Below are 11,000 nucleotides of genomic sequence, written 5' to 3'. Positions count from 1 at the left end.
GCATGTCAGCCTGACCCAGCTCAAGGTGATGTCGGCAATAGAAGCCTGCCGAACCGAGGCGCTCGGCGGGCACGTCGCCGCGTGTAGCAAGTGCGGCCACCAACATGTCGCGTACAACTCATGCAAGAACCGGCATTGCCCGAAGTGCCAGGGCCCCGCGGCGCGCGACTGGATGGCGGCGCGAGCGGAGGATCTGTTGCCCGTCGAATATTTCCACGTGGTCTTCACCCTGCCGGCCGAGATCGCCCGCATCGCGTGCTGGAACAAGCGGGCGGTCTACGGCCTGCTGTTCCGCGCCTCGGCGGAGACCGTGACAACCATCGCCGCCGATCCCCGGCATCTCGGCGCCCGCGTCGGCATCACCAGCGTGCTCCACACCTGGGGCTCCGCACTGACCCACCATCCCCACATCCACATGATCGTGCCCGGCGGCGGGCTGTCGCCGGATGGCTCCCGATGGATTGCCTGCCGCCCTGGGTTCTTCTTTCCTGTGAAGGTGCTGTCGCGCCTGTTCCGACGGCTCTTTCTGGAAGCGCTGACGGCGCTTCATCAGGCCGGCAAGCTCGACTTCCACGGCGACATGGAGGGATTGTCCGACGGTGAAGCCTTCGCCACCTGGCTGGCGCCGTTCCGCAAGGCCGAATGGGTGGTCTATGCCAAGCCACCCTTCGGTGGCCCGGAGGCCGTGCTGGCCTATCTGAGCCGCTATACCCACCGCGTCGCTATCTCCAATTCCCGCCTGATCAGCGCCGACGCCGACACTGTTGCCTTCCGCTGGAAGGACTATCGGATCAAATCAGGCGACCGGCAGCGGGTCATGCGGCTGCAGACTGGCGAGTTCATCCGCCGTTTCCTGCTCCATGTCCTTCCCGACGGCTTTCACCGCATCCGCCACTACGGGCTGTTGGCCAACGCCAGCAGAAAGGCCAACATCGCCAGAATCCGCAACCTCCTCGACGCCAAACCGCCCGAGCCGGAACCGCAGGACAGTACAGAGACCGCCCCGCTCACCTTGCGCGAGCCGTGCCCTTGCTGCGGCGGACCGATGCGGATCGTCGAGATCTTCCGGCGTGGGCGAATCCCGTTATCCCGTGCACCACCTTGGGAGCAGGCCGCATGACCAAATGTCCATTCCCTTCGAAAATTCCACTCTGGTCCGAGCCTGCGACCCGGATCGAAATCGGTGCGCCTTACACACAGATCAGCATGCAACCACTGTATCAACGCAAAGATCGTCAGTCTGAATGGAAGACCAAGAACGTAGAAACGCGGTGCAGGCGCCTCAACCTCAGACCATTGCGTGGTTCGAAGTCAGCCGCCCGAAGTACCGACTGCGCGCTTTCTCCATAGACAGCAACAAGACCCTCGCGGCTTCCACCCTGGGAGGATTTCCAACGCGGGCCGAGGTCGCGCAAAGCCAAAACTCACGCCGCGCCCCGCATCAGAAATCCTTCACCAATTCCGACATTTGAGCTGATCATGCCGGATGACGGCTATGAGAGACGGATTCCGAATGGGAACCGCTGGCGGTCGCGGATGTGTTGGTTCCCTCGGAATCTCAGCAAGCCGTTTTCTGCAGCAGGGCTCCATTCTGTCCGATAACAGGCAACGGAGTTTCCACACGCTCAAGGCACTTCTCGATCGCAGATCGCGTGCGCACTATTGCGACCACATCGGACCTTGGTCAGCGCCTGCCACTTCTTCCAAAGCGGAGGTGATTTCCAAGGCGTGATCCGGATCTCGGAAAAGAGATAGAAACAGCGCTTCGATCGGGAAATCGGGCCAGGCTTTCTGCATGAGCGCGAACATTTCGGCTGCCGCCTCGGTTTCGCCAAGACGCTCTTGCGCTGCGGTGAGGTATGCCAGGCTGATCGCGCTGATCGGGTCACCCTCACGGGCCGCCGTGTTGTACCATTTGATCGCTTCTGCATAGTGCCCAAGGTGGAACTTGGCCGACGCGATGACGTTTCGGTGGGGAAACCTGTTGCCGGGATTGGCTTGCCGGCCAACGGCATCTGCCGACTGGATCGCGCGCTCGAATTCGCCGCTGAATAGGGCAATCAGGGCGTCGAGGTTTCGAAGCCAGACATCTTCCGGCGACAGCGTCAGGGCCCGGGACGATTGCGCCAGTGCCGCATTGTAATCCCTCTGAACCATCGACACGACGGCCGCCACCGAATGGCTCCAACCTTCGGCGGGTGCGAGTTCCAGCGCGCGAGCCGCGCGTTCAGCGGCTTGCACCTCCAATTCACTCCGGGACGGACCGGGGGGAGATGTGATTGCCAGCGTTGCCAGCGCCTGAGCGCTCCCGGCATATCCGCCGAAATAATCCGGATCGAGTTCGATTGCCCGTTCGAACAGCGCCTGCACCAGCGTCAACCGCTCCGGGTCCTAAACAGGAAACAGCAAGGCCCGCGACTGTTCGGCCAGGTTCGCCGCCTGGAGCTTTGCCGGTGATGTGTTGAACAGGGCTTCGCGCCCGTTGTCCGCCCGACGCTCCTCTTCCGTGAGGCGCGCGAAATATCGGGGCGGGTCGAGTGCGACCCACCCGATTGCGACAAGCGCCGCGATCCCGCCCAGCAGCACCAGGACGCGACGCAATTGCATGCCGGCCGAGGGCGGAAAGGCGGGCTGCGGGTCCGGTTCAGACGGAGCGCATTGCTCGAAGTGGGGCGCGTAGCCGCCCGCATCGATATGGATCTGCAGCGCCGCCTCCGAGCCCGAGCCGGCGTAATAGCCACTCAGACGGCGCCGCAAACGCCCGGCATCAACGCGAACGACCGCCATCGGATCGCGCCCTTCTCCCGGCGACCGGCCGTAGACATCCTCGACAATCGTCTTGGCGCGGATGAGGTCTCCGCGCCCGGCCAGAGCTTCTTCGACCACATAGGTCAGAAACGCCTGCAACCGTTCGGCGCCCTGAAATTCCGGGCTGGCGATAACTCTGGCCAATGCGTCACGGATTGCTTCGGAAGCGATTCCCGCAACTGACTCGGAGCCGTTTGCCGGCTTGGTGTTCGTGTCTTCTGACACGGCTTTCCTCCGCAAAGCGACAACCGCAAGTCTATGAAACGAAACCGTGTTACGGCGTAACATACCTCAAGATACCTACACGGCCTCAAAATCTCCAACGATACTTGTCCCCTAAGCAAACAGGACACGGCGCGCCCCGACGCGCCGGATAACGAGCGAGCGATGGACGCTTCGGCACGCAGGTTTCCTGACCACGTCGACGAGATAGGGCAGCTGAGACTCCGCGACCCCGAGTTTGCCGAAATCTGCAGGGATCTGGAGGTCCTGATGGGACTGCTGCCGTGCGCGGCCGATGACCCCACCTTACCGGATATCCGCGACAGCCTCTCGGGACTCGAAAAGGAAATCAGAAGCTACCTTGGCCGGTCCGCCAACAGACAGGCGACCGCGCCCCCTCGGGAGCCTGGCCAACCGCAAGGGTCTGAGACATGATTGGATATCTTCTGTTCTATGCCGGCCTGCTGATCTCTCTGATCATCGGTCTGCTGTATTTCCGCGATCTCGGGGATATCCCGCAATTGGTCATCAAGACCAAGCGGGTCAATGTCGATCTGTTCATCCGCAACGAGTACCAGTTTCTGGCAATCGGCGGCGGTGCCTGGCTGGTGTCGGCGATTGTGCATCTCGGCTTCGGTGTGGGCCCTAGTTGGCTGTTCTGGATAGCAACGATCTGGACCGGGGCACTGGTCGCCTTCGTCTGGGTCTACGTGCACAAGGGGCTTCGCAACCAGAAAGAGTTGATCCACTACTCATGAGAAGCGGCGCCGGAACCAGCAGACGCTGACGACCACCCAGCCGCTTTCATCATAGCGATCACGTTCTTAGCATCTGCTGGATCCTGAAAAATCTGCTGCAACAAAAGATGCACCCGGCTTTCAGGCCACGTATCGTTGAATCCCTGCACCATACTGGCCGCAAGCTCTGTCTTGCCGCTCGCCTGCAGTGCAGCAATCAGATGCGACGAGTTGATTTCGCTCACTGGCTCTCCCAGAGCCGCCGCTTCTTTAAGGTAGCGGATGGATAGCTCGTAATTTCCCAAGTGGTAATGAGCGTTTCCAAGGGCGTTCCGCCACGGAAAACGCGAGCCGTTGCGGTTAATGTGCTTTTCTGGTGCGGCGTTTTTTGCGGCGCGCTCGAAGTCACCAGAAAACAGAGCAATGATAGCGTCCATTTCGAGAGCCTGGAGGTCGTCGGGGTCAAGTTCGATTGCGCGAAGCGAAAGGCGGTTGGCCTCGTCAAACTCTCGTTCCACTAACTTCAGGAATGCGAGAGCAGACTGGCTCCACGCCTCAGTAGGTGCCAGCTCGATCGCCTTCGCGGCAAGTGAACGCCCTTTATCAAGCATCGCATCGCGTTCCGGTCCTGGAGGGCTGACGCCCGCGATCATTGCCGCGGCCTGAGCGCCGCCCGCATAGCCTCCGAAGTAGCTTGGGTCCAGTGTGATGGCGCCGTCATAGAGAACTTGTGCCGCCCGGACCCGCCAGGGTTCCGTTGCCGGAAACATCATGGTCCGCGCTTCGGCGGCCGCATTTCTCGCCTTGAGCGTGGCTGTTGATTGCTCGAAAAGTACCTCCCGTTCCTTGATGCTGGCAAGGTCAGGAAGTTCAGGCATTTCGACTTCCACTGGTGGGTGGGAAGGACGAAGCGACAGAAGCCCGCCGCCGATTGCTGCAGCAATCAGCAATAACAGAACCCAGTATGGCAAGGTCACGCCCTTGCTCCTTGGTTCGCCTTCCGGCCGGAGACGTGGCTCGGGGTTAGGGGTCTGTTCGAGCGCCCGGTGCGCTTCGAATCGCGGCGCATATCCTCCCTTGTCGATGTAGATCCGCAATGGTTCGCGCGACCCTGTCCCGGCATAATAGACATCCAACCGTCTCCGAAGGCGGCTGGCATCCACCCGAACAACTCCAGTGGAATCTCTGGTGGAAATACCAGCCAGATCATAGACATCTTCGGCGATCCGTTTGCCGCGAATGTCGTTTCCGCGTCCCTCCAAGGTTTCCTCTACGACATATGACAGAAACTCCCGCAAACGGCCCGCGCCTTCGAACTCAGGGCTGGTCAGCGCTCTTTTCAACCCCAGTTCGACGGTGTGACGATCGGGTAGTTCTTGTGTAGCCTTTTCCATTCTATGCGCAGTCGCCGCGAAGTTTTCCATGCATAACAAAATTTTAGAGACGCTGTAACGGTTAAAATCGGTAAGTAGCGTTTATTCCGAGAATGCAAAGCGTGCAGTGTCAGGGAACCTGTTACTGCCACGTAAGAACGCCTCATGCCAATCCCAGCAACCGACCTTGCGCGCCTGTTCGAGAAGGATCTCGATCGAATCCTGCGGCTCTATGCAGAAGATGAAGTCTTTGCCGAAATCTGCCGGGACTACGTATCGGTCGCTCGGTTGAAGTCCGAAGGTTCCCCGGCGCTTCCGGACATCTTGGACAGCTTGAGGGGATTGGAGGAGGAAATCCGGCAGCGCCTTGATGCGGAGGCCGGAAACACTTCCCCAATGCCGCTCCCTCGTCGCGAAACCTGACGCAAACCCAACCAGCATAAAGCAACCCCAAGGACGACACCATGGAACAGACTGCCACAATCTGGACTGTCCTTTATTGGGCCAGTCTCGCCGCCTCTGGATATATCGGCTTCATCTATTTTCGCGATCTCGGCGACGTTACTCAGATGGTGCTGAAGGTGAAGCGCAAGAACATGCTCTGGTTCATTCGCAACGAGTACAAGATTATCTTTCCCGGCATCGCGGCTGGCCTGTTTGCCGCTGTTTTGCACCTTGCAACCGGTGCGGGCGGTTCATCCGTCTTGTTCTGGATTCTTATGGCCGTGCTGGTGATTTTCTACGGTTTCACCTGGGTATGGGTGCATATCGGGCTGCGCCATCAACAGGACAAGGCGACCTACTATTCGATCGCCGAGGCCAAGCGATATGTCGCCCCCGAGGACAGCGTGATCGTCATCGAGAACAAAGGCCATGCCCGCGCGCACCCGGATTACGAGATCTGGCGCCCGCATCTGGCTGGCAATCATCAGGGGCTCGGAGGCGAGAATGTCATCATCACCTATTGCTCGATGACCCATCTTGGCCATGGCTACAAACCCGAGATTGACGGCGAGAAGCTCAATCTCGAAGTGCTGGCCCAGCATGGCAACAACCTGATCATGCGCGACAACAACACAGGCGAGCCGATCCAGCAAATGTATGGTAATCGGGAACGGGATGCGCGCGACGGCCCGAGGATGCAGGAATGGCCGACCTTCCGGATGACCTTCCGAGGCTTCGAGAAAGCCTATCCCGAAGGAGAGGTTTTCCTGAACCGACCCTCGAAAAACCCGCTGGTTTGGCTCGTGGACTTCATCGTCAACTCCGCCTTTGTCGTCGGGCTCGCCAAGCAATACCGCCGCGAAGAGCCGGTGATGGACAATGTCGAGCATATTGACCGCCGGTTGCCGCTGAAGACCTTCGTTTGGGGTTTCAATGTGGGCGATGACTACACCTGCTACACGGAAGACTTCGTGAAATCGGCCGGTGTGCCGATCAACTCCCAGGTCGGCGGTCGGGGTATCGTCGCGCAGTATGACAACACTTTCGAGAGCCTCGGTATCTGGTACAACGACAGCGGCGAGCCAGTGTCGCAGATCGATTTCTTCGGCAACAGCGACAAGGGCAAACTGGAACGCGTCGAGACTGTGAAGGCAGGCTCTTTCTGGCATGTCTGGGCGAATTTCTTCCCAACGACAGACATCAACCGTCCCAACAGCGTCGGGCATTCAAACGAAGGCGCGGAGGTCGCATGAGCCAGCCCGGACGGCAGTACCTCTCCGCCCAGGAGGTGCTGCCAAAGATGCACGCAGAGAGCGGGTTCTTTCTGTCGCGCACACCGGCACAGATATTGGTGCTGGCGATGACGGGAGGCACCTTTGTCACGCTTGGAGCCCTGTTTTCGATCCTGCTCTCCAACGGAGTGTCTGCTGCCGGACCGCAGATCCTGCTTCAGGGTTTGGGGTTCTCGGTCGGTTTCTTCATGGTGATCCTAAGCCGGGCCGCGCTGTTCACTGAAGCCAATGTTCTGCTCCCGGCGAGCGCTCTGCAGCGCACACCCATGGGCTTACCCGCCGTGGCGATCCGCTTCTGGGTTCTGGCCTGGCTCGGCAACATGCTTGGCGCGTTTGTCGCGGGGGCGGTGATCTCCTTTGCGCAGGTCTATCCCGAGAGCGTGACTGAGCTGCTGGCCATCACCGTAGGCAAGAAAATGGCTTACTTAACGGATGGCGGAACGGCGCTCGACTGGGGCCGGATCGTGGTTTCAGGTATGCTCGGCAACGGTCTGATAGGCATGGCCGCCTTCTTCGCGATCATGGCCAATACGCTGGTTGGGAAATATGTCCCGATCTTTCTTGTCGTATCGCTCTTCGTTGCCGGGAACCTGCAACACAGCCCGGCGAATATGGGGTATTTTTCGCTCTCGATGGCGCATGGTGGCGGACCGGGCTGGGTGGATGCGTTCCTGTGGAATGTGATTCCTGCCGGTATTGGAAACATCCTTGGTGGATCACTGCTCGTGGTGTTGCCCTTCTGGTTCGCGTTCCAGCATCGCATGAAGTGAGAGTAATTCGAACCTGCTACGCGCCCTTTCCTGGGCGCGCCGCGAACAACGATAATCAACAGGGGAAGACGGATGCAAAAAACACTCACGGCAATGGCAGCGCTGCTGATGGCAGGCGCCGCCGCGGCACAGGATGCGCCAATCATCCATGATGCAGAATTCTACATCCTCCAAGCCCAGCACGCCGAAGCCTGGGCCGAAGACGACGCGGCCGTGGATGCGAAGCTGGCGGAAGCACGGGATGCTAATGGTGGCAAGCCCCCCAACATCATTAGCATTCTGATCGACGACCTTGGTTTCGGCGACATGGGCATTCCGGAACTAAACGCGGTTCGCGGCTACCAGACGCCAAATATCAACGCCTTCTCCGACGAGGCGATGCGCATGGTGCGGATGTATACCGAACCGTCGTGCACGCCCACGCGCGTGGCCCAGATGACGGGACGCCTTCCGGTGCGGATGGGCATGGGCGATACCACGGTCGATATCGCGGGCTTCGGCCTGCCGGGCGAGGAGGTGACACTGGCCGAGGTCTTGAAGACGGCCGGCTATGCCACAAGCCATGTCGGCAAATGGCACATGGGCGACATCCCGGAAAGCTGGGCGATGAACCAGGGGTTCGACTACGCCCAGCACGCCATCCACCAGCAGGGCCAGTTGACGATCTTCCACGATGACGCGATCCGCGAGCAGGTGTCTGTTGGGATCGCCGATTTCGAGGCGGCCTATACGCTCGACAACATGTTCCGCCCGGATGCCTCGGCGATGGCGACGGTGATCGAGGGTGAGGCCGGCGGACCGATCCGGGAAATCCGAATGGAGCCGGGCGAGCGTTGGAACACCGCCAAATACGACGAGATGAACCAAGCATTCCAGTACAAGACGCTTGAAGAACTCCAACGGCTCTCTGCGGGCGATGCGCCGTTCTTTCTGCAATACTGGCCGATGATCCCGTTGCACAACACGCGCACCGGGCGCTCGGGCCCGGAAAGTCCCAATGGCGGGCTCTATGTCGATAAGATGCAGCAACTCGATGGTTGGCTCGGGGAGCTGTTCGACGAGATGGACAGACTTGGCGTGACCGAAAACACCGTCGTCGTCCTGATGGGCGACAATGGGCATTTCACCAAGTACTCGCCGCAGTCGGGCTTCACGCCGATGATCTTCCGCGGCGGCAAAGGCGACACGACCGAGGGCGGTATCCGCGTGGACGCATTTATCCGCTGGCCGGGGATGATCCCCGCAGATTCTCTGGTGAACAATATCATCCACGTCTCCGACCTCTACACGACGTTGTCACGGTTGGGCGGGGCGAGCGATGCGATCCCGCGCGACAGGCTAGTCGATGGGGTCGATCAATCGGCGGCGCTCCTTATGAAAGATGAGACCAAGGGGCGTCGCGATCATGTGATCGTCTATTCCGTCGCCGTGCCGAAAGCGGTGATCAAGGACAAGCTCAAGTTGAACCTGCCCGGAGCCGGTGAAAACGCGATCGGCGCAGATTTCTTCGATCTCTTCCGGGACACACATGAAAAATACCCAATCTCCACCGAGATCGGCGCCTGGGGAGGGCAGGAATTCGTCCGCATTCTCGGCCGCCACATGGCGCGTAAGGAGAAATACCCCGATAGCGGTCCGGCACGGGGCCTTCCTTACGAGGGCATCGAGAACTTACGCCCCGAGACCCAGGCGGCGGTGAAGAACTTCCTGCTGAAACAGCAGGCTGTCTCGAAGTAATGCGGTGACGTGCCCTGTCAAAGGGGCGCGCCAAGCCGTTCCGAACGGAGTTCGCTGGATGAACTTTTTGGTTGCGCTCAAAGGCAATTGGTATCCGTGCCCAATCTCGGCTGCTTTCTTGATTTCCATAGCATTATCCGCCTCGGGACAGGAAACCATCGAGCCGGATCAGGATACCGGGTTGTCGTGGCGCTACACGGGTAAGGTTGAAGCGGCGCCAGGTGTCCTGCCGCAGCTCGGCGTCCTGCTGCGCGTGCCGGACAATTTGCAGTTGCGCGACCCGTCGGCCTCGAAAGTACCTGATGAACCGATCAGGTACGACAGGCTCTTTCCACTTCTGGGCGAGGAAGCAATCAACCGTGGCTATGCGCTGCCACTTCCCATCGGACTGACCTTGCTGGGTGTGGATAATGTCCAAGAACAAAACCTCTCCAACCTTTCCGTGACACTCGGCAAAGGGTTCGAGCCATCCAAGGATGACCTCAAAGAAACGCCCTTCGTCTCTTTCGAAAATGTCCGTAGCTCGACCCGCTCCAAGCAGCTCAAGGCTGATGTCTGGGTCCTGCCCTTTCTGAACTTGTTCGCCACAGTCGGACAGCTCGATGGCGAAGTCGGTCTCGACGTGCTTCTCGACCTTGCCGATATCGGCCCGCTTCCGCCGGGAGCCGGGCTTCCCGACAACCTGCGGCTCAACTTCACCGCCAATATCGATGCTGTGACTACGACTGTCGGGGCGATCGGGGTCTACGGGATTGGCAATTGGTGGGGCTCGCTGAACGCCGCGCACACGATCACCGTCTCCTCCAATTCCGAGACTGATATCCGCTCGACCACCGCTGGTCTGCGTGTCGGTCGACGGTTCGAGTTCGGCAACGGGCATATGGCGTCGCCCTATCTCGGCGCCAGCTATCTCGATGTCGATACGGTGATTGAGGGCGTCTATAAGGTGGAAGACGCCTTTGATGACGGGGACGACCTCAATATCCGCTACAAGGTGCGGCAGGAGAACGTTAACAAGTACTCAGCCGTCCTAGGGCTGAATTTGGGGTTCCGGAACGGGACGTCCGTTCAGGCGGAATTTAACCGAAACGGCGGGGGAGATGAGCGGGTTGTTTTGTCGGCGACGTACAGATTCTGACAGATAAATACGCTCCGCGCGAGCGGTATTGGCAAACACAGCGGCAATTTCCGCTAGGGCAGCTAGATGGTGCGCTATTGACCGCAGACATCATGAAAATGGGTTGGTGCCAAGGCTGTCGCGGCAACGCCGAGACTCCTTCCGACTTGGACTAGAGCGTGTCGCGGCCTATCCGATTCAGGATTCCCAGATTGGTTGTGATGTGTTTCCCTTCTGTTGAGGCAGATATAGGGGTCGCAGGTGGGCAGACCACATCCAATAGAGTTACGCGAGCGCGTCGTCGCTTTTGTCGATGAAGGTCACGGGCACCGCGAGGCGGCGCGGCACTTCCGGGTCTCGCCGAGATTTGTGAACGATCTGATCAAGCTGCGGCGGGAAACCGGATCACTGACACCGCGGCCGCAAGGTAACGGAGGTGGCCACCGCAAACTGGCCGGCGTGACCGGCTGGATTGTGGCGCGCATCGCCGACAAGGGAGA

General features: G+C 59.7%; 12 protein-coding genes. 9 read left to right on the top strand and 3 right to left on the bottom strand.

Going from position 1 to position 11,000, the window contains the following annotated elements; all coding sequences use genetic code 11:
- Both BLR85_RS26425 and BLR85_RS28780 read left to right on the top strand, forming a co-directional pair.
- The coding region (locus BLR85_RS26425) for an IS91 family transposase (RefSeq protein WP_244520889.1) at window positions 1-1,120 on the top strand (1,120 nt) is incomplete at its 5' end.
- 124 nt (window positions 1,121-1,244) lie between these two features.
- Entirely contained in the window at window positions 1,245-1,472 is a 228-nt protein-coding gene (locus BLR85_RS28780; protein WP_139188568.1) for a hypothetical protein, read from the top strand.
- Between the two features lie 187 nt (window positions 1,473-1,659).
- Here BLR85_RS28780 and BLR85_RS26420 read toward each other — a convergent pair whose 3' ends face one another.
- Window positions 1,660-2,379, bottom strand: a complete 720-nt coding sequence (locus tag BLR85_RS26420) for a tetratricopeptide repeat protein (RefSeq protein ID WP_093164449.1) — start codon at window positions 2,377-2,379, stop codon at window positions 1,660-1,662.
- Between the two features lie 12 nt (window positions 2,380-2,391).
- The gene (locus tag BLR85_RS26415) at window positions 2,392-3,033 is read right to left on the bottom strand and encodes a hypothetical protein (protein ID WP_093164447.1); all 642 of its coding nucleotides are present in this window, start codon (window positions 3,031-3,033) and stop codon (window positions 2,392-2,394) included.
- 428 nt (window positions 3,034-3,461) lie between these two features.
- Between BLR85_RS26415 and BLR85_RS26405 the strand changes: the two genes are divergently transcribed.
- On the top strand, window positions 3,462-3,788 hold the full coding sequence (locus tag BLR85_RS26405; protein WP_093164443.1) for a hypothetical protein: 327 nt from the start codon (window positions 3,462-3,464) through the stop codon (window positions 3,786-3,788).
- Here the strand turns inward: BLR85_RS26405 and BLR85_RS26400 are convergent.
- Window positions 3,779-5,161, bottom strand: a complete 1,383-nt coding sequence (locus BLR85_RS26400) for a tetratricopeptide repeat protein (protein WP_093164441.1) — start codon at window positions 5,159-5,161, stop codon at window positions 3,779-3,781. The genes BLR85_RS26405 and BLR85_RS26400 overlap by 10 nt on opposite strands.
- A 144-nt stretch (window positions 5,162-5,305) precedes the next feature.
- On the opposite strand from BLR85_RS26400, the gene BLR85_RS26395 reads away from it, so the two are divergent.
- From BLR85_RS26395 to BLR85_RS28775, 6 genes are all read left to right on the top strand, one after another.
- Window positions 5,306-5,563 carry a hypothetical protein gene (locus BLR85_RS26395; RefSeq protein WP_093164439.1) on the top strand — a complete coding sequence of 86 codons (258 nt, stop codon included), beginning with the start codon at window positions 5,306-5,308 and terminating at the stop codon, window positions 5,561-5,563.
- A gap of 41 nt (window positions 5,564-5,604) precedes the next feature.
- Window positions 5,605-6,837, top strand: coding sequence for a DUF3179 domain-containing (seleno)protein (locus tag BLR85_RS26390; RefSeq protein ID WP_093164437.1), 1,233 nt, complete (start codon window positions 5,605-5,607; stop codon window positions 6,835-6,837).
- Entirely contained in the window at window positions 6,834-7,646 is an 813-nt protein-coding gene (locus BLR85_RS26385) for a formate/nitrite transporter family protein (RefSeq protein WP_093164435.1), read from the top strand. The genes BLR85_RS26390 and BLR85_RS26385 overlap by 4 nt, the downstream gene beginning before the upstream one ends.
- Before the next feature lie 72 nt (window positions 7,647-7,718).
- Complete coding sequence (locus BLR85_RS26380; protein ID WP_093164433.1) at window positions 7,719-9,383, top strand: sulfatase-like hydrolase/transferase; 1,665 nt, start codon at window positions 7,719-7,721, stop codon at window positions 9,381-9,383.
- A 67-nt stretch (window positions 9,384-9,450) separates the two neighbouring features.
- Window positions 9,451-10,521, top strand: a complete 1,071-nt coding sequence (locus tag BLR85_RS26375) for an autotransporter outer membrane beta-barrel domain-containing protein (protein WP_139188567.1) — start codon at window positions 9,451-9,453, stop codon at window positions 10,519-10,521.
- Between the two features lie 240 nt (window positions 10,522-10,761).
- Window positions 10,762-11,000, top strand: a 239-nt coding sequence (locus BLR85_RS28775; protein WP_139188566.1) for a helix-turn-helix domain-containing protein, incomplete at its 3' end; no start/stop codon positions are given.

Source organism: Aliiruegeria lutimaris, from assembly GCF_900099935.1.
In the GTDB taxonomy this organism is placed as follows: domain Bacteria; phylum Pseudomonadota; class Alphaproteobacteria; order Rhodobacterales; family Rhodobacteraceae; genus Tropicimonas; species Tropicimonas lutimaris.
Note: the sequence above shows the minus strand (reverse complement) of the source record. Positions and strands in the feature narration are given on the sequence as shown.

Excerpts from the sequence above, each read along its gene's own strand:
- BLR85_RS26380 (WP_093164433.1), top strand. The coding sequence starts at position 7,719 with ATGCAAAAAACACTCACGGCAATGGCAGCGCTGCTGATGGCAGGCGCC.
- BLR85_RS26385 (WP_093164435.1), top strand. The coding sequence starts at position 6,834 with ATGAGCCAGCCCGGACGGCAGTACCTCTCCGCCCAGGAGGTGCTGCCA.
- BLR85_RS26400 (WP_093164441.1), bottom strand. The coding sequence starts at position 5,161 with ATGGAAAAGGCTACACAAGAACTACCCGATCGTCACACCGTCGAACTG.
- BLR85_RS26405 (WP_093164443.1), top strand. The coding sequence starts at position 3,462 with ATGATTGGATATCTTCTGTTCTATGCCGGCCTGCTGATCTCTCTGATC.
- BLR85_RS26395 (WP_093164439.1), top strand. The coding sequence starts at position 5,306 with ATGCCAATCCCAGCAACCGACCTTGCGCGCCTGTTCGAGAAGGATCTC.
- BLR85_RS26390 (WP_093164437.1), top strand. The coding sequence starts at position 5,605 with ATGGAACAGACTGCCACAATCTGGACTGTCCTTTATTGGGCCAGTCTC.
- BLR85_RS28780 (WP_139188568.1), top strand. The coding sequence starts at position 1,245 with ATGGAAGACCAAGAACGTAGAAACGCGGTGCAGGCGCCTCAACCTCAG.